This is a genomic window from Paenibacillus sp. CAA11 (assembly GCF_003060825.1).
In the GTDB taxonomy this organism is placed as follows: domain Bacteria; phylum Bacillota; class Bacilli; order Paenibacillales; family Paenibacillaceae; genus Fontibacillus.
Genome location: NZ_CP028922.1, coordinates 544641 through 566997 on the forward strand (window position 1 = coordinate 544641; position 22357 = coordinate 566997).

General features: G+C 51.2%; 22 protein-coding genes and 1 riboswitch. Of the genes, 10 read left to right on the forward strand and 12 right to left on the reverse strand.

Going from position 1 to position 22357, the window contains the following annotated elements:
- Positions 1–141 precede the first annotated feature (141 nt).
- The 3 genes from DCC85_RS02385 to DCC85_RS02395 all read left to right on the forward strand — a co-directional run bounded on the left by DCC85_RS02385 (position 142) and on the right by DCC85_RS02395 (position 2205).
- The gene (locus DCC85_RS02385; protein WP_234414307.1) at positions 142–744 is read left to right on the forward strand and encodes a TetR family transcriptional regulator; all 603 of its coding nucleotides are present in this window, start codon (positions 142–144) and stop codon (positions 742–744) included.
- The gene (gene nfsA / locus DCC85_RS02390) at positions 737–1480 is read left to right on the forward strand and encodes an oxygen-insensitive NADPH nitroreductase (protein WP_108464141.1); all 744 of its coding nucleotides are present in this window, start codon (positions 737–739) and stop codon (positions 1478–1480) included. Before DCC85_RS02385 ends, nfsA begins: the two co-directional genes overlap by 8 nt.
- 188 nt (positions 1481–1668) lie before the next feature.
- A complete protein-coding gene (locus DCC85_RS02395) occupies positions 1669–2205 on the forward strand; it encodes a DUF2062 domain-containing protein (RefSeq protein ID WP_234414308.1) in 537 nt (178 codons plus the stop codon).
- Between the two features lie 62 nt (positions 2206–2267).
- On the opposite strand, the gene DCC85_RS02400 is transcribed toward DCC85_RS02395, so the two are convergent.
- The 9 genes from DCC85_RS02400 to DCC85_RS02440 all read right to left on the reverse strand — a co-directional run bounded on the left by DCC85_RS02400 (position 2268) and on the right by DCC85_RS02440 (position 12896).
- Positions 2268–3833: a response regulator gene (locus tag DCC85_RS02400; protein ID WP_108464142.1), complete on the reverse strand. Its 1566-nt coding sequence runs from the start codon at positions 3831–3833 to the stop codon at positions 2268–2270.
- Positions 3826–5727, reverse strand: coding sequence for a sensor histidine kinase (locus DCC85_RS02405; protein WP_108464143.1), 1902 nt, complete (start codon positions 5725–5727; stop codon positions 3826–3828). Before DCC85_RS02405 ends, DCC85_RS02400 begins: the two co-directional genes overlap by 8 nt.
- Before the next feature lie 123 nt (positions 5728–5850).
- Positions 5851–7521, reverse strand: a complete 1671-nt coding sequence (locus DCC85_RS02410) for an extracellular solute-binding protein (protein ID WP_234414309.1) — start codon at positions 7519–7521, stop codon at positions 5851–5853.
- A gap of 96 nt (positions 7522–7617) precedes the next feature.
- Entirely contained in the window at positions 7618–8505 is an 888-nt protein-coding gene (locus DCC85_RS02415; protein ID WP_108464144.1) for a carbohydrate ABC transporter permease, read from the reverse strand.
- A gap of 19 nt (positions 8506–8524) precedes the next feature.
- Entirely contained in the window at positions 8525–9514 is a 990-nt protein-coding gene (locus DCC85_RS02420; RefSeq protein WP_442789512.1) for an ABC transporter permease, read from the reverse strand.
- A 267-nt stretch (positions 9515–9781) separates the two neighbouring features.
- Entirely contained in the window at positions 9782–10651 is an 870-nt protein-coding gene (locus DCC85_RS02425) for an ABC transporter ATP-binding protein (RefSeq protein WP_442789531.1), read from the reverse strand.
- A 21-nt stretch (positions 10652–10672) separates the two neighbouring features.
- The gene (locus DCC85_RS02430) at positions 10673–11437 is read right to left on the reverse strand and encodes an ABC transporter permease (protein WP_442789513.1); all 765 of its coding nucleotides are present in this window, start codon (positions 11435–11437) and stop codon (positions 10673–10675) included.
- Entirely contained in the window at positions 11434–11727 is a 294-nt protein-coding gene (locus tag DCC85_RS02435; protein ID WP_108464147.1) for a thiamine-binding protein, read from the reverse strand. Before DCC85_RS02435 ends, DCC85_RS02430 begins: the two co-directional genes overlap by 4 nt.
- A gap of 122 nt (positions 11728–11849) precedes the next feature.
- On the reverse strand, positions 11850–12896 hold the full coding sequence (locus DCC85_RS02440) for an ABC transporter substrate-binding protein (protein WP_108464148.1): 1047 nt from the start codon (positions 12894–12896) through the stop codon (positions 11850–11852).
- Between the two features lie 108 nt (positions 12897–13004).
- Positions 13005–13115, reverse strand: a riboswitch (TPP riboswitch).
- A 151-nt stretch (positions 13116–13266) separates the two neighbouring features.
- On the opposite strand from DCC85_RS02440, the gene DCC85_RS02445 reads away from it, so the two are divergent.
- From DCC85_RS02445 to DCC85_RS02455, 3 genes are all read left to right on the forward strand, one after another.
- A complete protein-coding gene (locus DCC85_RS02445) occupies positions 13267–13680 on the forward strand; it encodes a pyridoxamine 5'-phosphate oxidase family protein (protein ID WP_108464149.1) in 414 nt (137 codons plus the stop codon).
- 389 nt (positions 13681–14069) lie between these two features.
- A complete protein-coding gene (locus DCC85_RS02450) occupies positions 14070–14270 on the forward strand; it encodes a cold-shock protein (protein ID WP_108464150.1) in 201 nt (66 codons plus the stop codon).
- 76 nt (positions 14271–14346) lie between these two features.
- Positions 14347–14580: a cold-shock protein gene (locus tag DCC85_RS02455; protein WP_108464151.1), complete on the forward strand. Its 234-nt coding sequence runs from the start codon at positions 14347–14349 to the stop codon at positions 14578–14580.
- Between the two features lie 102 nt (positions 14581–14682).
- On the opposite strand, the gene DCC85_RS02460 is transcribed toward DCC85_RS02455, so the two are convergent.
- Both DCC85_RS02460 and DCC85_RS02465 read right to left on the reverse strand, forming a co-directional pair.
- Complete coding sequence (locus DCC85_RS02460; RefSeq protein WP_234414311.1) at positions 14683–15375, reverse strand: response regulator; 693 nt, start codon at positions 15373–15375, stop codon at positions 14683–14685.
- A gap of 15 nt (positions 15376–15390) precedes the next feature.
- Positions 15391–16542, reverse strand: coding sequence for a sensor histidine kinase (locus tag DCC85_RS02465; protein WP_108464152.1), 1152 nt, complete (start codon positions 16540–16542; stop codon positions 15391–15393).
- Between the two features lie 209 nt (positions 16543–16751).
- Here DCC85_RS02465 and DCC85_RS02470 point away from each other — a divergent pair, with 209 nt between their 5' ends.
- The 3 genes from DCC85_RS02470 to DCC85_RS02480 are packed head-to-tail and all read left to right on the forward strand — an operon-like array spanning position 16752 to position 20018.
- Positions 16752–17693 (forward strand): ABC transporter ATP-binding protein, encoded by a 942-nt coding sequence (locus DCC85_RS02470; RefSeq protein WP_108464153.1) that lies wholly within the window; start codon positions 16752–16754, stop codon positions 17691–17693.
- Positions 17693–18874: an ABC transporter permease gene (locus tag DCC85_RS02475; RefSeq protein WP_108464154.1), complete on the forward strand. Its 1182-nt coding sequence runs from the start codon at positions 17693–17695 to the stop codon at positions 18872–18874. Before DCC85_RS02470 ends, DCC85_RS02475 begins: the two co-directional genes overlap by 1 nt.
- Positions 18867–20018, forward strand: coding sequence for an ABC transporter permease (locus tag DCC85_RS02480; protein WP_108464155.1), 1152 nt, complete (start codon positions 18867–18869; stop codon positions 20016–20018). The genes DCC85_RS02475 and DCC85_RS02480 overlap by 8 nt, the downstream gene beginning before the upstream one ends.
- Before the next feature lie 392 nt (positions 20019–20410).
- Here DCC85_RS02480 and DCC85_RS02485 read toward each other — a convergent pair whose 3' ends face one another.
- Positions 20411–20911 (reverse strand): CcdC family protein, encoded by a 501-nt coding sequence (locus DCC85_RS02485; protein WP_108464156.1) that lies wholly within the window; start codon positions 20909–20911, stop codon positions 20411–20413.
- A gap of 187 nt (positions 20912–21098) precedes the next feature.
- Between DCC85_RS02485 and DCC85_RS02490 the strand changes: the two genes are divergently transcribed.
- A complete protein-coding gene (locus DCC85_RS02490; RefSeq protein ID WP_108464157.1) occupies positions 21099–22148 on the forward strand; it encodes a lactonase family protein in 1050 nt (349 codons plus the stop codon).
- The last annotated feature ends 209 nt before the right edge of the window (positions 22149–22357 follow it).

Consider the following 22357-nt stretch of genomic DNA (forward strand, 5'->3'; position numbering starts at 1 on the left):
TATATGAAGGATGAGCAATGTATCCGAAATAAAGCCGCCTTTATCTTATGATGGGATAGAGGTGGCTTTTGCCGTACTTTTCTTGCGGATGCGGTTATAAAGTCTCATAATGAGAATAGTATCACCTGAAGGGGACTTTGAATGATGAAGCAAATTTCGGAGAAAGACATCAAGACACGAATTCTGCTTTCGGCTAAGAAGCTGTTCGCGAAGCAGGGGTTTGACGCCACCACGGTGCGTCAAATTTGCGAGGATGCTGGGGCCAATGTAGCGCTTGTCTCTTACCATTTCGGAGGGAAGGAGAAGGTGTTCGAAGCAATCTTTGAACAATTCTTCCCGGGGAATGCGATGGATCAATATGCGGATGAGTTGATGGAACCGATCACTGGCATACGCTTTCTTGTAAGAGAGATCATTATCTTTACCTCGAATGACAGAGAGCTTAGCGACATGGTGCAGCGGGAATTGACGCTTGAGTCGCCGCGCAGCAGCATCGTGCTGAAGTTCATTGATCCGGTCTGGGAGCAGGTTAGATTCTTGCTGGAGCAGGGGAAGCGGGAAGGGAAATTTCATTATGAATCGCTGAATCACACGCTGCTTATGGTGATTGGGGTATGCCTGGCCCACAAGCGGATTCATAATTTTGATAGGTTATTTACCGAAGAGGGCTATGATGAAGAGCGGATTCCTGAACAGGCCATTGAATTTATCTTAAAAGCATTAGGAGTGAAAGAATATGAATGACACGATTTCCTTGATCATGAATCACCGTTCGATACGTAAATATAAGGAGACGCCCGTTAGCCAGGAGCTGCTGGAGCGCATTGTGGCTGCCGGACAAATGGCATCCAGCTCAAGCCATGTCCAGGCCTACAGCGTAGTTGCGGTAACGGACCCTGCAAAGAAGGAGAAGCTGGCCGAGCTTTGCGGCGGGCAGGCTTATGTGCGTGATTGCCCTACCTTCCTCGTGTGGTGCGCTGATTTGCATCGTCTGAAGAAGGCAGCCGAGCAGCACATGCCCGAGCTTGAGACATACGAGGATACTACAGAGAGCTTCATTATTGCTACGGTGGATACAGCTCTTGCAGCCCAGAATGCAGCTGTAGCCGCAGAATCGCTGGGTCTGGGCATCGTCTATATTGGAGGTATCCGCAACCGGATCGCCGAGGTATCCGAGCTGCTTGGACTGCCAGAACTGGTCTATCCGGTCTTCGGCATGTGCCTGGGATATCCGGATCAAGAGCCGGGCCTCCGTCCGCGCCTGCCGCTGAAGGCGGTGCTTCATATGGAAGGGTACGATGCTGACGAGGCGGATCGGGAGCTGGAAGCTTATGATGAGACCATGGTCCGTTATATTACCGAGCGGACGAGTGGTGAGCGAACTGCACCTTGGACCCAGCTGATGGCGGACAAGCTGAGTAAGCCGGCTCGGCTTCATATGCGGGAGTTCTTGAAGCAGAAGGGATTTGAACTGAAGTAAGGAGAGAAGCATCGGTTATTCCGTTAAAGCGGGAGCATGTTCAATGAAGACCTGCTTTTCGGAGGTTTCAATTTCCTTGGGGATATCCCTTTAGGGGCAGCAGCTAAATCCTCCGTCTTATCCTTCGGTCATCAGGGTATGCTATAATGGACAGACAGCGTTGTTGATTTGGAGAAAGGGAGCTTAGCGTGAAGAATAAGAAAAATTTGATAAATAGAATTTACCGTGCCTTTAAGCTCAACATCTTCCGTCTGTTTCGCACCCCGGGCGGGGTAAAGAAGATGTCGCTAGGCTTCTCGCTCGGATTCGGCATGGAGATGATCGTGATCTCCAGCGCCTGCCTGGTGTATTTGATTTTTTATCCGGTAGTGAAGCTGGCGGGAGGCTCTGTGCCTGCTGCGGTTATCGGCAATGTCATTGGCAAACTGACCTTCCTGCCGATTATCCTGATGCCTTTTGCCAAGAAGCTGGGCGAGTGGGTTTATCCATCCAGTTCCAGCGCACAACGAATACAGGAAGTATCTCTGCTTGATATTTTCAAGGGTGATTTTTCGGCAGTCGGTTCCATTTTGCATGGAGGACTGCATATATTGATCGGAATGAGTATTTTCGGTGCGGTGCTTGGTGTTATATCGTATTATGTTATCCAGTTCTTCTACCACAGAACGGCCAAGCGGCGGCAGGCCAAGCGCAGAAGAAAATACGTTTTATCCGAAACAGCCTAAAGAAGAGAAGAAGCCCCCGGATCCGTTTGCAACAAGCGGATTCGGAGGCTTTTATTTTTATGTCAGGGATGCATCTGCTGTCTAACCGCATACTTGCTGCGGTATTCTTCTGCCGAAATTCCCTCAAGCTCACGAAATACCCTATGGAATTGTTTGACCTGCTCAAAGCCGACCCTTGCGCTGATTTCATAAACCTTGAGCCGGCTGTTCTCCAATAGCCGCTTGGCCTCCGCAATTCGAACCTTTTTCAGGTACATGACAAAACTTTCTCCTGTGTATTCTTTGAAGGCTTGGCTGAAATAAGTGTAATTCAGAGAGATGTGGTTCGAGACAATCGCCATGTTCAGATTTTTGTTGAAGTGCTCGTGAATGAACTTCACGGCCTTTTCCATCTCAGGCTGTGGCTGATCCTCACGGTGCACCGATCTCATTTGCTGGATATACTCGCTCAGCCGCAGCATCAGCCGCAAGGTCTGCTGATAATACTCATAGAGCGTGCGGAACCGGTAGAGGTTCTCTGATTGCTTATACTGCTTGAGCACGTCTTCTGCGGCATTTCCGAATTCAAGAAAGGCTTGATCGAAGACGATCCGGTTCACCTGGGTGCTGATCTCCTCAAGATAAGCGATATCATAATCCGGCTTGCGCCCCGTATACAGGAGCTCATGCCAGAGTGATGAGATTTCATGATCACGGCCGGTTCCGAGCATATTGAACAGCCTACGGATTGCTTCAAGAGGGATACTGTAAGCCCGCGTATGGTTCTTAATATGATCATAGTAAAATAAGGCCGGACATGCTGGCTCCTGCAGCAGACTATACTTGATCGCTGCTTTTGCTTGTTTATAGCCTTCTTTAAAGGCTTGAATGCGGAAAATCTGCTCGCTGACGCCAATAATGAAGTCAGGGTACACCGCAGCCTCAAGGGCTGACTTTAGGCGCAGCGCTTCCTGATGTCCTTGGACAGGGAAGGTCAGGTGCCCGTCAGCGTCCACAACATAAGCGGGCTGCTCGGAGTCCCTAAGCTGTGCCAGAATCTCAAGGGCCTGGTGCTCCTTGATTCGCTCTCCAGGCAGCTTGAGGATACAGACCGCATATCCGGAAGAGTGAGGGGGAAGCCCAAGCTCCTGTTGCAGCTTCGCTGCGGCTAGTTCGTCCAGCTCTTCTTCTCCCAGAAGGCGAAGGAGCTGGAGACAGCGCATCTGCTGGCGATCTTCACGAATATGCGCAAGCTTATCCTGAACCTGCTGGTCGCGCTGCAGCTCAGCTTCACTTCGCTCCATCGCCCGGAAGAGCTCTTCACGCACGATGGGCTTCAGCAGATATTCCTTGATCTGATAAGGAATAGCCGCCTTAGCATAAGCAAAGTCATCATACCCGCTCAGGATGATGATCGCGGCTGTGCTGCCGCATTCCCGGATGGAGCGGATCAGGGCTAATCCATCCATACCGGGCATCCTGATATCTGTAATGATCATGTCAGGCTGTTCGCGTCTCACTAGGCTTAAGGCTTCTTCCCCGTTAGAAGCATGGAGGAAGCTGTATTGCCTTGGGAATTGTCGGCTAAGGATCGACGCCAGGCCAAGCCGGATATTCTTCTCATCATCTACGATTAACAGTTTACGCATGCGGAGCTCCTCCCTTAAGCATTCGATAAGGAACCGTAACGATCACTCGGGTCCATGAGCCTTCTTCACTTTCCAGCCGCAGCCCGCAGCCATAGCCATAAGTCATCTCGATCCGCTGATGTACGTTAGACAGGCCGATACCATGCCCGCTGCCTGTCATCGTCTCTCCGGCAGGGGGCGGGCCGGGTGGATGGGTGGCTTGCCGCTGCCGGATAGCCAGGTTGAGCTGGTCCAGCCGCTGCGGAGCTATGCCCGCTCCGTTATCGGTCAATGTCAGGATCAGGACGTCCCCCTCGACATGAGCCAGCGCTGTAATTCGCAGACTGGCTCTGCCGGGGCCTGTGCGGCGCCCATGCTTCATCGCGTTCTCCACAATCGGCTGAAGCGTCATCTTCAGCAGCTCCTGGTCGGCATAAGGAGTAAGGGCTGACGTATCCAGCTCCGTCTGATCGTCAAACCGCAAATTCATCAAGGCAACAAAATGATGCAGATGATCGAGTTCATCGCCAAGCTTCGTGAATTCGCTCGTCCACCTCAAGTTATAGCGCATCATGACGCCGAGCGAGGTCAGCGCATCGGAGATGCCGTGCTGCTGTTCAATTTCAGCCAGCATCTTAATATTCTCCAGCGTATTGTAGAGAAAATGGGAGTCGATCTGGTTCTTCAAGGTGCGAAGCTCGGCCTCCTTGGAGGCCGCTCGCTTATCGACGCCTTCGGCAATCAGGTCATTGATCTTGCTGAGCATTTTCCGAAAGTGATGGGCCAGCTCTCCTACCTCGTCCTGACCATATACGGCAATGTTGAAATGGAATTCGCCCTTTCTTACCTTCTTCATGGATTCACTGAGCAGTCGAAGCTTCTTCAGTATAAGGGACGTAAGTGAATAGGTGGATATAGATAGCAGGGCGAACAGAATCACGTTGACGAGCAGAATCCAGTTCCGTATCCAGTTAATATCCCGGAAGGCCTGCTCTAGAGAAGTCAGTTGGAGGCTGTAGACTCCGAGCCGTTCAATCGGCTGAAAAACCGCAAGATATGAAGCCCCATGATCGGAGAACTGGAAGCTTCCAGAACCCTTCGTGAGCTGAGCTTTAAGCTTGGATGTCAGCACTTCAAGCTGTAAACCTAGAGCCTGCCAAAAGGCTGTGTTGGCGTTATAGAAGAGCCTTCCTTCCTGGTCCATCACAAGCATCTGCGATTGCCGGTCCCCGGATTGCTGGAACGTATTGGGGAAGAAGCGGGCGAGCGGCATATCCACCTGGAGAATTCCGGCGTGCTGGTCTTTAGGATATTCAATTTCCCGCAGCAGGGACAGCTTAGGGACGGCATCAAGCTTTTTGGAGGCATTCTCCTGAAGAGGATCGATATCTGACAGCTCAAAGCTCCACATCTCCTGTCGGTTTAACCGCAGGGCCCCCTCATACCAGGGCTTGGATTGGATTCGGCTTTCCCGCAGGAAAATCGGCCAGATCTCAGGGGTTTTATTGCCGTTCATATAAACCCGGATATGCTCCAGATTTGGATTGTTAAATTGAATCTGTTGGATAGCGCTGTATACCGAATCCTTAAATTCAATTAAATCGGCTGTGCTTGTTTCCGATGATCGGTCTAGGTAGTACAGCATCTCTTTATTGGAGAGCGTCAGCTGGGCCGAGCGTTCCATTGTTTCGATATTCAGCTTGACGCTGATGGCCTCGATTTCCAGCCCCTTCTGGCCCTTTTTGACCAGGTCCTCAATGTAAGAGTTCTTCAGTTCTCTGAAAATCCATAACGAGACGAGGAAGGTAGGGATCAGAATAATGATGATATAGGAGAGGAAGAGACGTCGCTGGATGGACAGTCTTTCCAGCCATCCGAGCAGCCGTCTCCACCAGGAGGATGGCCGGTTAAACATAAGGATCACTTCCTAGGTTAGAAGGTGCTAAGTCTCTTTATTAAAATTATAAAGCTCAAAAAACCCAAAGGGAAATGGGTTTTTTGAGCTTGCCATCCTTCAAAGGGACCGATGTGCATAAGGTTATTTTGCAACACCCTCTAGTTTGGCTCTATTCTTTTCCAGCTTCTTCTGTTGGAATTCTTGGACAAGCTTGTAGCCATTCTTGTCGCGCTTCTCCAGGAATTCGGCAAAGGCTTGATCGAAATCGGCATCTGATTTGCTTAAGAGCAGTTTCGGAAGCGTCTTGCTCCATAGCTGGTCATTCTTCGTCTTGGCGATACCCTCCTTGGAGTTGCCTGTCGGGTTGATATCTTCGAACTCCGAGAAGCTGTGCGTTTTGCCCTTAGTCCAGTCCTCCGGTTGTTTGAAAGGCGCAATACTAGGCGGGGCCCAGGTTAGACTTAAGTTTGTGTCCTGCATCATCCAGAACGTATAGGAAGCTCCGTATTTCTTGTCGAAGGACGAACGGTCGCTGTTGAGCAGCTTGAGCACCTCGGGTTTAAACTGATCCTTGCCATCAATGGTGTCATAGGTTACGCCCTTCTCGCCGAGGTACAGATCCTTATTGCCTTCCTCGCTGATCAGATAGCTTAGGAACTGGATGGCCCGCTTCTTGTCCTTGGCTTTCTTCGAGATGAGGGTCACGGTCCAACCGGAAATGCCCGGGCCGGCAAGCGTAGGCGGCTCCAGCTTGGAATTCGCCGGTCCGTCGACTGCGATGTAGACCGAATTTGGATCATTGGCGTACAGGGCATTCTGTTGTGGAGCCATATCGCTGCGCTGGTACAGCATAGCGAAATAGCGGCCTTGTGAAATCTTCTCCTCCATTTGCGGGCGTTTGTCGATGAAGATGTCCTTCGAGAGCAGCCCCTCCTCATTCGCTTGACGAAGCGTCTTCAGCCATTTGACATATTCGGGATCGGTAGAGCGGTCATACAGCTTGCCGTCCTTCTCGTAAGGAATGGCAAGGAAGTTCTGCAGGTAGCCTTCCAGAGAGTAGTTGCCCGTATCTGTGAATTCATGAAGACCGAGTGGGATGAGCGGCTGACCATTTACGTCCGGAAACTTCTCCTTGGCTGCTTTCAGAGCGGCCAGGAAGCCTTCAGGCGTCCGCATATCCGGCTTACCCAGCGCTTCATACATATCCTTGCGAACCATGAAGGTCTGGTTGGAAGTATACTTACTTGAGTATTTCTTGAAATCCTTCGGTGAAGCGGAGGAGTTCGGATAAGCATACACGTTGCCGTCCTCTTGAGTATACCAAGCTAGTTTTGCGGGGTCTGCAACCTTATAGAAATAAGGATCATATTCATCCGCCAGCTTGTTCAGCGGTTCGACGAGTCCGCCTTCGATCATGGATTTCACACCGTCCGCATTAAAGGCGAGCGTAATGAAATCCGGCAGGCTACCTGAAGCAATCATCGTATTCAGCTTCTCGTTCTCATTGCCTGCAGGGACGATGAAGTTAACGCTCACCCCCGTTTTCTTGGTAATGTACTTAGAGGTGGCGTCGCCTCCCCATTTGTTGGCGAACCAGGAGAAATTCATATACCAGTCGAAGGTGATGGGAGAAATATCATTCTTCCAGTTTGGCTGATCGCTAGAGAGCGGAGCAGCCGGGCTGCTGCTGGTATCCCCGGATTGCGGCTCTTGGCCATTGCTGTTCTTCGATCCGGAACAGGCCGTTAAGCTGAGCAGCAGGGTGAGGGTAAGTGACCAGATAAGCATATGACGAGCTTTTTTCTTTATCATTGTCTTCGCCCCTTTAATTTGGTAATAACTTATGAAGAACCTCTGGTCTGCCGGGTTGGCAGCGGCAAGAGGATGAAGCCGCAATAGTCAAGGATATCAGCCCTTGATGGACCCGATCAGCATGCCCTTCACAAAGTATTTTTGCAGGAAGGGATAAACCAGCACGATCGGCAGGGTCGTGACGACCATCGTGGCCAGCTTGATGGATTGAGACGTTACATTCTTGTTGATGCCTCCCGGCATACTGGCAGCCATCTGGTTGGAGCTGGACTCGGCGACCACCCTGTAGAGATAAGTCTGAATAGGTTGAAGATCCATTTCATTGATAAATATCATTCCGGTAAAATAGTCGTTCCACTGGTACACCCCGTGGAACAAGGCGATAGTAGCTACAACTGGCATAGAGACTGGAATGATGATGCGCAGGAAGATACCCAGATCGTTTGCGCCATCTATTTCCGCGGCCTCCTCCAGTCCGGAGGGAATCTCGCGAAAGAATGAAACGAAGATAATCAGGTCGAAAAAGCTGAACATGGCGGGAATGATGTACACCAGGAAGTTGTCCAGTAGATGGAGGTCGCGAATGACCAGGAAATAAGGGATCAAACCGCCGCCAAAGAACATGGTGATGGTTCCGATGAACATGTAGATCTTCCTGCCGATCAGCTGTTTCCTTGAAAAAGCGTAAGCCACCATTGCCGTGAAAAAGACATGAATCAGTGTGCCAAGGACGGTCTTGGCAACCGTAACCCCCATGGCGGTCATGATGCCGCTGCTCTCAAATACGGCTCTATAGCTGTCAAGGCTAAGGATTCTTGGCCACCAGTAGATTCCTCCGCGCATGGCGTCCTGGCCATCATTAAGCGAATTGACCAGTACATACCAGATCGGATAAAGGGTGGCGAAGCAGACGAGCAGCATGAGCACTACATTGAAGGCGTCAAACACCGATTCCCCTGTCGTTTTACGATTGCGATTCAACATCGGGTTAACCACCTTTGGCTTAGAATAGGGAAGTATTGTTCAAGCGCTTCGTCACGCTGTTGGCAAACAGCAGCAGAATAAGCGCAATGATCGACTTAATCAGCCCCACCGCGGTGGAATAAGAATAACGGCTGCTTAAGAGACCGGTTTGATAGACATAGATATCGATGACATTGCTGGCGCTCTCATTGAGGGAGTTGCGTAGCACCAGAATTTGGTCAAAGTTAGAGTTCAGAATACCGCTGACCGCCAAAATAAACAGAATGGCTATCGTGCCTCTAATGCAGGGGAGCGTAATGTAACGCATTTTTTGAAACCGTCCGGCTCCGTCAATGGTTGCTGCCTCGTAAAGATCCGGGGAGACGCCTGCCATAGCTGCCAGGTAGATGATCGCCGACCAGCCCAGCTCCTTCCAGATGTCCGAGGTCACTACAATGGACCAGAAATAACTTGGCTCGGCCAGAAAGCTGATGGGCTCCTTAATGAGATGGAGGCTGAGCAGGACATTGTTAATAAGTCCGGTCTCGGCCAGCCAGGTCGTCAAAATGCCGCCAAGGATAACCCAAGATAGGAAGTGGGGGAGGTAAGAAATGGTCTGAACCGCCTTCTTAAACCTCATTGCACGAAGCTCATTCAGGAACAGCGCGAACAGGATCGGCAGCGGGAACCCGATGACAAGCTTGATCAAGCTGATGCCAAGGGTGTTGCGAATCACGTTGCCCAGCTCCTCATCCTCGAAGAAGGCCCGGAAGTGCTCTAGCCCAACCCAGGGGGCATCGGCGATAGAGTGGGTGATCGTATATTCCTTGAACGCGATAATAATGCCGTACATGGGAACATAGCAGAAGACTGCCATCCAGACGATGCCGAGCAGTGCCATTACCTGAAGGTATCGCTGTTTGCGGAGCTTCATCAGCCATGATCGGCGTCTCTCTTCCCGGCCCGGAGGAGGGCGTAAGGGAAGGTCATGCGGGGACTGTGTTTGGACATTCATAAGACTAGCCTCCATGTTATTAATGTAAGCGCTTCAATAACCGTTTCTATCTTATCCCAGCAGATGGCCTCTTTGAAAGGGCGCAAATTTTATTTAAGGTTGCAAAATTTCAGGACAGCCCAAAATAACCCCTGCCGGTGAGTAACGGCAGGGGTTAGGGAGGAGTCATCGGCACGGCTTTGATCTTGGCTTTGGTATGCCTGGTATGCTTGTTACGCCTGGCGTGTCTGGTGTGATTGCAAGTCTGGTGCGTTTGGTATGTTTGGTGTATCTTGAGTCCAGCTACTTGGAACGAGCGCTGCCGGGCGGCTGCATCCTGCGCTGCTCTTCCCGCAGAAGGCCGGTCATCTCCCGGCGGAGGCGTAGGAATTCAGCATCTTCGGTGATTTCCTCGCGGCGGGGCCTTGGGAAAGGCACCTGAATGGTGCGCAGGATAGAGGCGGGACGCCCGGAGAGCAGAATGATCCGGTCAGAGAGCAGCAGTGCTTCCTCAATGCTGTGCGTGATGAACAGCACCGTCCGGCGGTGCTTCTCCCACAGGTCCAGCAGCCAGTGCTGCATGTCGCCTCGGGTCAGCGCATCCAGTGCGCTGAACGGTTCATCGAGGCACATGACCTCCTGCGGGCTGAGCAGCCCGCGCAGGAAGGCAGCCCGCTGCTGCATTCCGCCGGACAGCATGTGCGGGTAGGCGTCCGCGAAGCTGCCCAGGCCCGCCTTGTCCAGCCATTCGCGCGCCTCTTCGCGCGCCGCCTTGGCTGGCGTCCCGGCGATCTCCTGGGCAAGGATGACGTTGTCCAGCGTCGTCCGCCAAGGGAAGAGCGCCGGCTGCTGGGGCACATAGGCGATATGGCCGCGCTGTCCGGTAATGTCGCGGCCCTCAAGCAGCACGCTTCCGCCTTCATCCGGCTTGGTCAGCCCGCCGATGATATGGAACAGCGTGCTCTTGCCGCAGCCGGAAGGGCCAACGATCGAGACGAATTCGCCGGAAGCAACGTTGAAGGAGAGGTTGTCTAATACTTCAACCTTGTGGCGCCCATTCGAATAGCTCTTGCGCAGCTCCCGAATTTCCAGTACCGGCTGCTGCGAAGCAGAGCGGTTGTCTGACAGGCTGTCCTTAGGCTTGTTCAAGTTAAAGTTCAAGTTCATATTCATATTCATATGAGGGAAGCCTCCTTATTTCCGTTCCGGCTTATAGCGGCTCAGCCAGCGCTCCAGCAGGGCGATCAAGACGAACATCGCCAGGCTGATGACGACAATGATGAGAATGGCAATGAATACACGGTCAGTCCGAAATGAGGACTTCTGCATTTTCATGTAATAGCCGATGCCCTTCTCAGCGCCCAGCCATTCCGCAATAACTGCGCCCATGACACTGTATGTCGCAGAGATCTTTATGCCCGACAGCATGGAAGGAATGGCATAAGGAAATTCCAGCTTGCGGAAGATTTGTCCCTTCTCAGCGCCAGCCATCTCCATATAGTTGCGCATCAAGGGATCCGTTCTGTTCAGGCCGTCCATCGTCGCTACCGCAACGGGGAAGAAGCACACCAGCGTAATCAGTATAATTTTAGGAAGAATGCCGAAGCCGAACCAGATCATCAGCAGAGGGCCGAGCGCAATTGTAGGCACGTTCTGGCTCAAGATAAGCAGCGGATAGAGGGCTGATTTGACAAGAGGAAGCCGGTGCAGCAGGAAGGCAACTATCAGTCCGGTTAGAACGCCAACAGCAAACCCGATCAGCGTCAGCTGCAGAGTGGCCTTCGTATGATCCCACAGTCCGGCCGCTCCGGCCGCAGCTTCCCGCCCGATATCCGCAGGGCTTGGCAGGATCCATTTGTCTACGTGAAAGACATCGACCGCCAGCTCCCAAGCGGCCAAAAACAAGAGGACCGCCACGAGGGGCGGCCACACGCTTGTCCATATTTGACTCTTCTTCACGGGCGATATTTCTCCGTCAGCTTATCCATGCTTGCGCCGTCCGGCGTGTACAGGATCTTGATCTGGGAGATAATGCTGTGACTTCCGAATTCGACAACAGCCTCGTTCATTTGGCGGACGATGTCCAGGAGCTCGGTCAGCTCGCCCTCCATAGTGGTCTCCAGCGCATTGACCTGGTGCTTGACGCCGGAGGCCTGAATCACCTCGATGGCCCGGTCAACGTAAGGAATGACGTCCTCGCCGCCCGGCGTCTTAGGAATAATCTGAATACTAAGCAGTGTGTTAGCCATGGTAACAACCTCGCTTTTCACATAATAATAGCTTTATTTATAGAATGAGCTAAAGATATGAATGTTATAGGGCCGTATTAGGCCGTTATATATAGAAAGATCAATGTAAATCTTAGTTCAATCTATTTAGCTGGCAGAAAATCGTTGGTGTAGGCTTTGGCAGCATCAAGCGGCTTGTCTAGCAGCTTTCGTTCATACATCCAGTCGGCATAGCCCTTCCATACGGATTCCTTCTGCTCTCCCCAGCGCGGAGCGTCGTCCTGATAGCGGGGGCTCAGCCATTTCTGGCTGGCGGTGACCAGCTTCTCATCCAGGTCAGGTACGGCCTTAACCAGAATCTTAGCTGCCTCGTCGGGATGGTCGATCGCATATTGGTAGCCCTTGGCAGTGGCTCGCATGAACGCCTTCACCAGCTCCGGGTCCTCCTGGATGGTCTTCTCGTTGGTGGCGATGACCGGAGTATAGTAGTCCAACTGCTTGGAATAATCTTTAACATAGAGCATGTTCAGTGGCTCGCCGCGCAGCTGGGCTTCAATGCCTGTCCAGGCGTAGTAAATCCAAGCGAAGTCGATATCCCGCTTGACCGCAGTGAAATAATCCGCATCCCCGATGTTGATTTTCTTCACCTTGCTTACATCTGCTCCCTGCAGGTCCATGATGGATTTCATGACGGCTTCTTCAACAGGGGAACCCCAGCCGCCGTAGCTCTTGCCTTCAAAATCTTTAGGCGATTTGATGTTCCGGTCAACCGGAGCGGCAAAGCCGGAGGTATTATGCTGAATGACAGCAGCGATCGAGACTAGAGGCACACCTTGGGTTCGCGCTTGGGTCACGCCTTCCTGGTAGCTGATGCCGAATGGAACTGTGCCGGAAGCGATCATGGTGTCAGCACCGGCATCGCTTGGCTGAATAATGTCTACCTTCAGTCCTTCTTCCGCATAGTAGCCTTGATCCTGGGCCACATAAATCCCGGTATGGTTCGTATTTGGCGTCCAGTCCAGTACGAATTTGACCTCACGTAGGCTTTGGGATTTGTCCCCTTGTGCGGTCGTGCTGCTCTCTGAGTTCTTGTTGCCAGTCGCTGCGTTGTTCGAGCCGCAGCCTGCTGCGGCAAACAGCAGCACCGCACTGCATAACAGCAGCAGAGATACTTTACTTCTTCTCTTCATGATACGGTCTCTCTCCTTAATTACAATAATTCCCGCTGGGTAATGACCGCATAAAAAAAGACGCCCCCGACGGGACGCCTCGCGCACTCGATGAACATGTAAATAGACATTCATACGAATCTAACTTTCCTACGCTGGCATTATCCAGATCAGGTATAAGGGTCAGTGTCTAAGGACACACTCTCAGCCGGCCAAGTTCCAGCTCCCCTGTATGAAATTTGCGGGTATTGCTATTGCCATTATAGCCTCCGGCTGACGAAGATGTCCAGCAGGAAGTATGAGGATCCTTTGGCTGCTTGAGGATTCATATTTTGGAATAAGGGTACACTACTATTGAAAATGACTTTACAGAAAAAGGAGTGCAAGCCCCATGGCTAACACGCTGGAGAGCAAGATCGGCCGCGCTTTAGAGGAGAATAAGTTCGCTGCGTTTGCTACGGTGGAAGGCGGCAAACCAAAGGTACGATATATGGCGCTGTATCATGACGGCCTGGAGATTTATATGGCTACCGATAAAAAGACGCATAAGGTACAAGAGTTGGAACAGAACTCTAACGTCTTCCTGCTGCTTGGATACGAGAAGGGGGGAACCGGGGATGTTCTAGAAATTGAAGGCACCGCCAAGATTAGTGACAACGAAGAATTGAAGAAGAGCGTGTGGCGGGACGAATTCAGCCGCTGGCTGGATGGCCCCAATGATCCCGATTATGTGGTTCTCAAGATTACCCCTAGCCGGATTGAAGTGCTGAATGAAGGCGGAGAGAATGAGGTTTGGACAGCTTAAAACATCTACGAGGTAGCCTGGAGAATGGCATCCGGGCTACCTCTGATTGGTGAAACCCTGAACCTTTATGATTACCGGAGCCCTTGACGAGGGCTTGGCGGGACATAAGACATACGGGAAGCCGGGCACCTAAAAGGCCTTTCCGCCCAATTTGATCTGCTGCATTTGCTTTTTCCTGGAAAGCGGTTTATAATAAGAATAACTGATCGATCGTAAGCGATATTCACGTATTGAAAAGAGTGTCACTTTGAATTCGAGGATGGAACTTTTTTCAATGTGTGAATTTTTTATTGAGCTAGATGTACGGTGCCCGCTTTGCTGAAGCGGTCTGAGTGTCTGCGATAAATTGAAAAGGAACATGTTAATTTATTTTAGGGAGGCAACCCCACATGGAAACAGGAACAGTTAAATGGTTTAACGCAGAGAAAGGCTTTGGCTTCATCGAAGTTGAAGGCGGAGCAGACGTATTCGTGCATTTCAGCGCAATCACTGGCGAAGGCTTCAAGACTTTGGACGAAGGCCAACGCGTTCAATTTAACATTGTTGAAGGCAACCGTGGACCACAAGCTGACAACGTTGTAAAACTGTAATAACCACTGGTGGATCCTGCCCTTAACTTGATTGTTAAGGGCAGTTTTCTTTTTATTCTGATCTAGGAGGGAAACCATGAACTACCGTAAAAAAACGTCTGAAGAAGTACCCGAGGAGCTTACGCCCATTTGGTCCTGCACAAGTGAAAGCTGCAATGGCTGGATGAGGGATAACTTTGCGTTTGACTACAGTCCGGTCTGTCCGCTCTGCTCTTCAGCAATGGAGAAAGGGAGCAAAATGCTTCCCCTTCTGGTCAATAACAATACGGATATGAAGTCGCTCAAGAAGGGCGTATCCATTCAGCCTTAAGGCCGGTGCGTAAACCGTATAATGAACAAAGAACCGCCGATTTTCCCAGCTTTGCCTAGGGGAAGCGGCGGTTCTTTGTTTTTGTCGTCAATAAGTCTTGATCTATAGGGCGTTTCCTTGCTGCTTATGATGTTCTTTCCAGTATAAAATGGCGATCTGTGTCCGATCCCGGACTTCCAGCTTACTTAGAATTTCGGTGATATAGTTCTTCACCGTGCCCTCGCTCAAGAACAGCTTGCCGGCAATTTCTTTGTTGGAGAGCCCGTCTGCAATCAGAGCTACAATTTGCTGTTCGCTCTCCGTAAGCCCTGCTTGAGCGAAGCGGCTCTCATAAGGCTTGGGAGGAGGCGCCGCTTCCGCAGGACGAAGCATGCTGGCGAGCTTGCGGCCGATATCGGGGTGAATCAGCATATTGCCGGCGTGCACGCTCTTGATCCCTTGCATAATCCGGTCCGGGGGGATGTTCTTCAGCAGATAGCCGCTGGCCCCGTTTTGCAAAGCCTCAATAATGAAATCATCGTCATCAAAGGTCGTGAGGATCAGCACCTGCATGTCAGGAAAGGCTTCCTTGATCCTGCGTGTGCCTTCCACACCGTCACATACCGGCATGCGTATATCCATCAGCACCACGTCAGGCCGCTGGCCTGCTTCCAGCTGCTGAATTAGCTCGGCGCCATTGGCGGCGGTTCCGGTAATTTCAATCTCTCCGCCTAGGCCTAGCAGCAGCTGAAGACTCTCGCGGATAAAGGGGTCATCATCCACGATGTGCACCTTGATTTTGCTTGTCATTGTCATATTCCCACACTTTCCTTACGTCATCTCATTGTTGCGCCGGACGGGCAGTCCTGTAATGACTGCAAAATGAGGTGCCAACTCCGTCTCCAGTCTTCCGCCGATCAGCTGTACGCGCTCTTTCATCCCTGCGAGCCCCATTCCCTTCTCAAATAATGAGGACTCGGAAGGGAGCCGTCCGTCGTTGCTTACCTTCATGGTGACTTCCTTATCGCCATAGGTCAGCTCAATGGAAATGGAACCGGGCTGTCCATGCTTAAGGGCATTTGTCACGGCTTCCCGGGCATTTTTGTAGAACACAATTTCCATACTGGGATAGAGCGCATAGGGTTCTCCAAGGATCTTCAGGCTTGTATGGATTCCGGTCTCGCGGCCAACCTCCTCCAGCAAGTGCTCAAGAGAGTAGCCCTTGGAGGAAGCATTCGCAGGCTTCAACCGCCGGACAGTGGAGCGCATCTCTTCGAGACTGGCTGAGACCTGATCCCGAATCTGTTCCAGCATGGACAGCCCTTTGGATGGGTCAGCCGGCACGGTATGCAGCGCAGCCTCCAGCATTATCTTGACGCGGATCAGCCGATGGCCGAGCTCATCATGCAGCTGCCTGGAGATCCGGTTGCGTTCTTCGAGCTGGGCGGCATTCTCTACCTGCTGTGCAAATTCACGCAGGCGCCCGCGAGCCTCTTCAAGCTCGTAATGCTTCCAGCGGATCTCGTCATACAGCTGGATGGTCTCCAGCTGGGTGCCAGCACTGTGCTGAAACAGGCTGATTAAGGCTGCGCACAGCGCGAACATGAGGTTCGCAGAGATTTGCCCGGACAACGCATCATACTCTGGGAGCAGATTTAATAGCCCTGCGTGGCCTCCGAGCAGGAGCAGCCGCAGTACAGGACGGGGCAAGCGCAGATACATCAGCATCGGAGAAAAGCTTAAGAAGAACAGCATCGGATGATAGATTTCGCAGATCCACAGCGCGTACACAATCTCAAGCGCATAAAAGAGAAACAGCAGTGCTTCCTTTCGGATGAACCTATCGGCTAGAACAGCAAGATTCAGCAGGATAAGAAGGTGCATCGCATATTTGTCCATGCTTGCGTGACTCAGGTTGTATACCGCTAGTCCTGCAGGAACAATAATGAGCGTATACCTTAGAGCAAGCAGTATCCGGTTCATGGTGTATCCCAACCTTCGAAGACCGGCACCGTGCCTAAGAGATCAGGAGCCGATCCTAATATTGGCTTTCATTATAGCACAGCCCTCGGTCTGCTTAAGAGGTGACTTTAGTCATTCGTTAAAGGTGACCTTATATACCTTCGGCAGATGTCCCGGCTCGTTACAATAGAAATATAGAAAATGAAATGAATGAGCGGGGGGAAATAACCATGGCATTTGTTGAGATTGAAGATGTGGTCAAACGATATGACGGAAAGCTGTCCGTGGATCATTTGAACTTGGAAATTAAGGAAGGCGAAATATTCGGATTGCTAGGCCCTAATGGTGCCGGGAAAAGTACCACCATCAATATGATGGTCGGGCTGCTGCCTGTGGATCAAGGCTCCATCACGATTGACGGTATTTCTGTAGCGGCAAGGCCGCTAGAGGTAAAGCGGAAGATCGGCCTGGTTCCGCAGGATCTTGCGCTTTACGATACGATGACGGCCAGGGAGAATATTAGCTTCTTCGGAAAATTATACGGCCTGCGCGGTGCTCTGCTAAAGGAGCGGGTACAGGAGGCGCTGGAATTCGTAGGGCTTGAGGACCGGGCGAACGATCGGCCGCATACCTTCTCTGGAGGGATGAAGCGCCGGCTGAATATCGCCTGTGCCATCATGCATCATCCGAAGCTGATTATTATGGATGAACCGACCGTAGGCATCGATCCCCAGTCTCGGAATCACATTCTGGAATCGGTTCGCAAGCTTAATGATATGGGCTCTACCATCATTTACACGAGCCATTATATGGAGGAGGTTGCTACGCTCAGCGACCGGGTGGCCATTCTGGATAAAGGCCATGTTATCGCCTGCGGCACGCAGGAGGAGCTGCGGGAACGGGTATCTGGGGAGGAGAAGATTCGCATGAAGGCAGCAGGCTTGACGGATGCCCTGCTTGAGGAGCTCGAAGGGCATCCGCGCATTGTAAGGATCAGGGTAGTTGAAGAAGGCTTAGAGCTGTATACACCATCCTCTCAAAGTGATTTGCAGGACATACTCTATATTTGCGGCAAGCATGATGCGGTAATTCATTCGGTGGTGTGTGAACAGCCGACACTTGAGACGCTGTTCCTTAGTCTGACGGGTCGTACGCTGCGGGATGGTGAATAATGATGAAATTTTGGACGATTGCCTGGTTCGAACTGCTGAGGCTGATGAGAAACCGGACGGTACTCTTTATCCAATTTCTGCTTCCGATTGTGATTATATATATTCTTGGGAATGCACTTGCCGGAGACTTCTCCCAGCGGGCAATGGAGCGCCCGGAGACCGTGAAGGTGATGCTGGTCGGAGAAGAGGGGCAGCCAGAAGCATCCGAATCACCCGGCGGGCTCTCAGCGTTCCTATCTTCGTCTGCTGTCAGTAAGTGGATTCAGACGGAGCCGGGTAAAAGCCGCGATGAGGCGGTTCATGCTCTGCGAGAGGAACATGCGGATTATGCCGTAGTTATTCCGGCAGATTTTGAAGAACGTCTGATGCAAGGGCAGCCGGTGAGCTGGGAGCTGCTTCAAGGCAGCAGCAGCTCTAAAAATTTGGTGGCAAACCAAATCTTCAGCTCCTATCTTGACCAAGCCAACCGGATTCAGGCTAGCCTGAAGGTGCTAGGGTCTAAGGCAGCTTCTCAGCTTATGCAGTCTCAAGGCAATGCTGCGGAGGCTGCTGTATCTGCAGAGCTCAGCCGGGAAGGTAAGTCTTACACGGCCTTCCAATATTACTCGGCTTCAATGCTCATCATGTTCCTGCTGTATTCAGGACTTAGCGCAAGCATTAGTCTGAGCAGTGAACGGACGAGTCACACACTGTATAGGCTGGGCTCTATGCCGGTTTCTCCCGGTACCGTGTTCGGAGGTAAAATTCTAGGCAATAGTCTGATGGGTTTCCTTCAGGCGCTGGTGATTGTAGGCTTCACCAAATGGGTCTATGGCGTAGACTGGGGGATGCAGCCGCTCTTGCTGGCTTTGCTCTGCTTCCTGGTCGTGCTCTGCTCGATGTTCCTGGCTGTGACTGTATCCTTGTTCGTGCACAAGCCTTCGTCTGCACGGGCTGTCATTCAGACGATCATTGTTGCAATGACTGCACTGAGCGGAGGCTTCACGCCGCTCCCTGTAGAGCTTATAAATCGAATCGGTGAATTTACGCCCAGTCATTGGGCGATGCAGGGAATTCTCCGCATGATGCTCTATGAGAACCAGGGCCAGATTATGTATCATGTGGCTGTGCTTGGCGGAATAGCAGCATTGCTGCTTATCATAGGCATGTCAGCATATCGAAAGGTGGGGTATCATGAATAGTCTGACGATTGCAAGGAATATGATCAAGCGGAAGATCGGGACGAGGAAGGGGCTGATGGGCTTCTTGATTCTTCCTTGTCTAGTGGTCTCGGCAGTCATCTTCCTTATGGGCGGGGATGGAGTGACCCGCAGTACGATTCTGTATGTGAATCATGATAACGATATAGCCGGACAGCACATGGAGCATGTCCTGGCAGGCAAGGCTGATTATCAGTTGAAGCAAGTGGATACAGAGGCGGAGCTAAGGGATGAAATTGTGCGTCAGAAGGGGGAAGCGGGCTTCGTTATTCCTAAGGGATTTACCAGTAGTCTGCTGAAGGGCGAAACTCCGCAGGTTCCGGTGTACAAAATTAAGGATAGTGAAGCGGATGCTGCACTTAGACTTGAGATCAACGGTATCGTAAGCGGGATTCAGCAAACCTCACGTTTGCTCTCTGGGGAGCAGACGGACCAGGCTAAGGAGAAGCTGAATGAAGTGCTGCAAGAGGTGGAGAAGGGGAACGTTCAGGCGGTAAAGACCGACCTGGGAATCCAGCCCAAGCCCGGGCTGTACAGTATCACCGGCTTTACCCTGCTGTTCCTGATGGGACTCATCAGCAGTACGGTTACACTAATCATTGAAGACCGAACAGAAGGAACAATGGCTAGAATGTTCACGGCACCGGTACGCTCCTGGGAGATCGCCCTCGGCAATTTCCTTGGCAGCTGCACAGTAGGAATTTTGCAAATTCTCATTATTCTTAGTCTGTCTAGGTACGTTCTAGGCTATGATTATCAGGTTCCGTTCCTCCCGCACTTCCTGGTTCTGGCGGCCTTTATGCTGGTTGCGATGGGAATCGCCAGCACGGTGGGCGGAATGGTGCGCAGTCCGCAAACCGCAGGAACGATAAATACGCTGATCCTGACGCCGACCTGTATGCTTGGCGGCTGCTTCTGGCCGCTGTCCATTATGCCGGACTTCATGCAGCGGATTGCAGATTTTATCCCGCAGAAGTGGGCGATCGAAGCGGTGGATAAAATGTCCGCTGGAGGCGGCTGGTCCAGCATCGGCTTCCCAATGCTCATTCTGGGATTGATGGCCGTACTGCTGCTTGCAGTCGGCTCGGTAGTACTGAGACCGAGCTCATCGCGTCCACCTGTGTAATATATTAAAAAGGTGTCCCGGCCGCTGGAACTTCCGGCAGCAAGGGTCACCTTTTTGTCTTCTATATAGACTGAACTTTTGGTTTATATTTGAATCGGTCATGGTGATATGATAAAAACTTTTTGTAAAAAGACGTTATGAACAACATCGCTCTTCATCGTTTGCCTAAAGGCTCACGAATTGTATGTTCAACAGACTTGCTTTTCTTCTATAGTTGGCATTCAAATCACGTCCTATATAGGATGAACTAAAGTTGCGCTTTGAACTTTCTATTATAACGTGCCTAATACGGCACTATTACGTTCATTTCTTAGTTCGTTCAATATATATGGTATTGTTCTTTTTTTATTATCCTTTTTTAGGGAACGCTGGTTAATTTAATTCATAGCTGCTTAAGAACGAGTTTCGGCATTGGTGCCGACAACCAGGTGGTATTCCTTAAGCATATACAGGCGCCAGCGAAGAATCATGCCGAACGCCAGCAGGAAGAAGAGTCCTCCTGTCTGGGGGATGCTGACATATTTCTGAATGAACTCATGAAGAATGAGCCGAATCGCGAGCAGGCCTAGCAGGATGAATGCAAAGCCTTGGGAACGCTGAACAAATACCTGTTCCCCCGAAATCTCGAATTTGGTGCTGCGAATAAGCGGGTAAGAGAAGATCAGCCAGCCCACCGCAAAGGCGATGATTCCCCACCAGAACGGGAAGTGAGTTGGAGGATAGACAAACATCAGAAGCCCAGTGGACATGCCGACCGGAGGCATTATTATTTTCTTGACGGTAACCGGACGATGACTTGCTTTGAGGCGAACAAAGATAACCAGCAAAGCTAACACTACGGTTCCGAGGGTAGCGAATATTTGCAAATAAGAAGGGTTAATAAATGACGGCATAAGGTACGCCCTTTCTCTTATGGATTAAGATGCCCATATTATAGCACATTGAATAGCGCGCAATTAAATAAGTCATAGATCCGCCTTATATTTAGAAAAATTAGACGCTGTTGTTTCAATGATTACCATTGCCTTTATAAAATAGATGTATGGAAGATTATGAGGATACCCGAAGGGGGATTAACTGATGGTGAATCGGCAGACAGAGGGCGAACAGTTATTTTACATAGGATCTTATACTGAAGCGGATGCACCGGGGATACACCTGGCATCCGTCAAGATTGACAGCGGTGAAATGACCATACTGCATAGCCTGAGCGGGCTAGATAACCCTTCATTCTTAACAGTTCATCCAGCGCTCCCGGTGCTTTATGCCGTAACAGAGACGGACGAAGGGGAAGCCGTCAGCTTCCGGATCGAGCTGGACGGCACACTCAAGGAGAGCAGCCGGGAACAGACGGGCGGGGCGCATCCCTGTCATGCTGCACTGGCTGGAGAGAAGCTGTTGGTGACGGTGAACTACTCCGGTGGTCAGATCAACAGCTTCCAGCTGGAACAGGACGGTGCAATCGCGAGGACGGCGTCTAGGGTTCAGCATTTAGGGAAAGGGCTGCGCGAAGACCGACAGGAGCAAGCACACCCGCATTCAGCTATTCCTGACCAGGCGGGGAACTTCGTGTACGTATCGGATTTAGGCCTGGACCGGATTGTCGTCTACCGGTTGCAGGAAGGGCGGCTGGTTACTCATCAGGAGGTAGAGCTGCCACCGGGGGCCGGCCCGCGTCACTTTGTCATTCATCCCTCCAAGCCTTGGGCTTATGGCGTCAATGAGCTGAACAACACCGTAACAGCGTATGCTTACCATGAGCGGGAAGGAAACTTGAGCATCCTTCAGCATATTTCTACGCTGCCGGAGAATTGGATGGCTGAGAACACTGCAGGCGATATTCATATTTCGTCTTGTGGACGTTTTCTTTATGCTTCCAACCGGGGCGCTGACACGATTGTCCGGTACTTGATCGACCCGGAGAGAGGACAGCTTTCCGAACCGCAGTGGACGGATACTGGCGGGAAGATCCCTCGTAATTTCATGATCCTGGAGGGACAGCTGCTGGTTGCCAGCCAGAATTCGGACGAGATCGCTGCGTTCCTGATCGACCAGACCGGCGGAACGCTGCGGGATACCGGACACCGGCTAAAGGTGTCTAAGCCTGTTTGTCTTGTGCCTTACAAATAAAGGATGATCTAAAAAAGCCTAGAGGCTAGAATAAAGTACACCCCTAGACATAGGAAGCCCCCTGTGGTTATTCTGATCCAATCTAGGGGTATATTTTTGCTCACAAGAAAATTGACATTTTATACTAGAAAACTTAAAATAATTCAAAAACTTCTAGGCGAAAAGCATTCATATTTGTTTATGATTCAACAAAAGCGAGAGACGGCGCA

Coding starts and splice junctions, on each gene's coding strand:
- DCC85_RS02435 (WP_108464147.1), bottom strand. CDS start 11,727: ATGGCTAACACACTGCTTAGTATTCAGATTATTCCTAAGACGCCGGGC.
- DCC85_RS02480 (WP_108464155.1), top strand. CDS start 18,867: ATGAATAGTCTGACGATTGCAAGGAATATGATCAAGCGGAAGATCGGG.
- nfsA (WP_108464141.1), top strand. CDS start 737: ATGAATGACACGATTTCCTTGATCATGAATCACCGTTCGATACGTAAA.
- DCC85_RS02465 (WP_108464152.1), bottom strand. CDS start 16,542: ATGAACCGGATACTGCTTGCTCTAAGGTATACGCTCATTATTGTTCCT.
- DCC85_RS02470 (WP_108464153.1), top strand. CDS start 16,752: ATGGCATTTGTTGAGATTGAAGATGTGGTCAAACGATATGACGGAAAG.
- DCC85_RS02485 (WP_108464156.1), bottom strand. CDS start 20,911: ATGCCGTCATTTATTAACCCTTCTTATTTGCAAATATTCGCTACCCTC.
- DCC85_RS02415 (WP_108464144.1), bottom strand. CDS start 8,505: ATGTTGAATCGCAATCGTAAAACGACAGGGGAATCGGTGTTTGACGCC.
- DCC85_RS02490 (WP_108464157.1), top strand. CDS start 21,099: ATGGTGAATCGGCAGACAGAGGGCGAACAGTTATTTTACATAGGATCT.
- DCC85_RS02425 (WP_442789531.1), bottom strand. CDS start 10,651: ATGAATATGAACTTGAACTTTAACTTGAACAAGCCTAAGGACAGCCTG.
- DCC85_RS02475 (WP_108464154.1), top strand. CDS start 17,693: ATGATGAAATTTTGGACGATTGCCTGGTTCGAACTGCTGAGGCTGATG.
- DCC85_RS02460 (WP_234414311.1), bottom strand. CDS start 15,375: ATGACAATGACAAGCAAAATCAAGGTGCACATCGTGGATGATGACCCC.
- DCC85_RS02385 (WP_234414307.1), top strand. CDS start 142: ATGATGAAGCAAATTTCGGAGAAAGACATCAAGACACGAATTCTGCTT.
- DCC85_RS02400 (WP_108464142.1), bottom strand. CDS start 3,833: ATGCGTAAACTGTTAATCGTAGATGATGAGAAGAATATCCGGCTTGGC.
- DCC85_RS02420 (WP_442789512.1), bottom strand. CDS start 9,514: ATGGAGGCTAGTCTTATGAATGTCCAAACACAGTCCCCGCATGACCTT.
- DCC85_RS02410 (WP_234414309.1), bottom strand. CDS start 7,521: ATGATAAAGAAAAAAGCTCGTCATATGCTTATCTGGTCACTTACCCTC.
- DCC85_RS02450 (WP_108464150.1), top strand. CDS start 14,070: ATGGAAACAGGAACAGTTAAATGGTTTAACGCAGAGAAAGGCTTTGGC.
- DCC85_RS02405 (WP_108464143.1), bottom strand. CDS start 5,727: ATGTTTAACCGGCCATCCTCCTGGTGGAGACGGCTGCTCGGATGGCTG.
- DCC85_RS02440 (WP_108464148.1), bottom strand. CDS start 12,896: ATGAAGAGAAGAAGTAAAGTATCTCTGCTGCTGTTATGCAGTGCGGTG.
- DCC85_RS02445 (WP_108464149.1), top strand. CDS start 13,267: ATGGCTAACACGCTGGAGAGCAAGATCGGCCGCGCTTTAGAGGAGAAT.
- DCC85_RS02455 (WP_108464151.1), top strand. CDS start 14,347: ATGAACTACCGTAAAAAAACGTCTGAAGAAGTACCCGAGGAGCTTACG.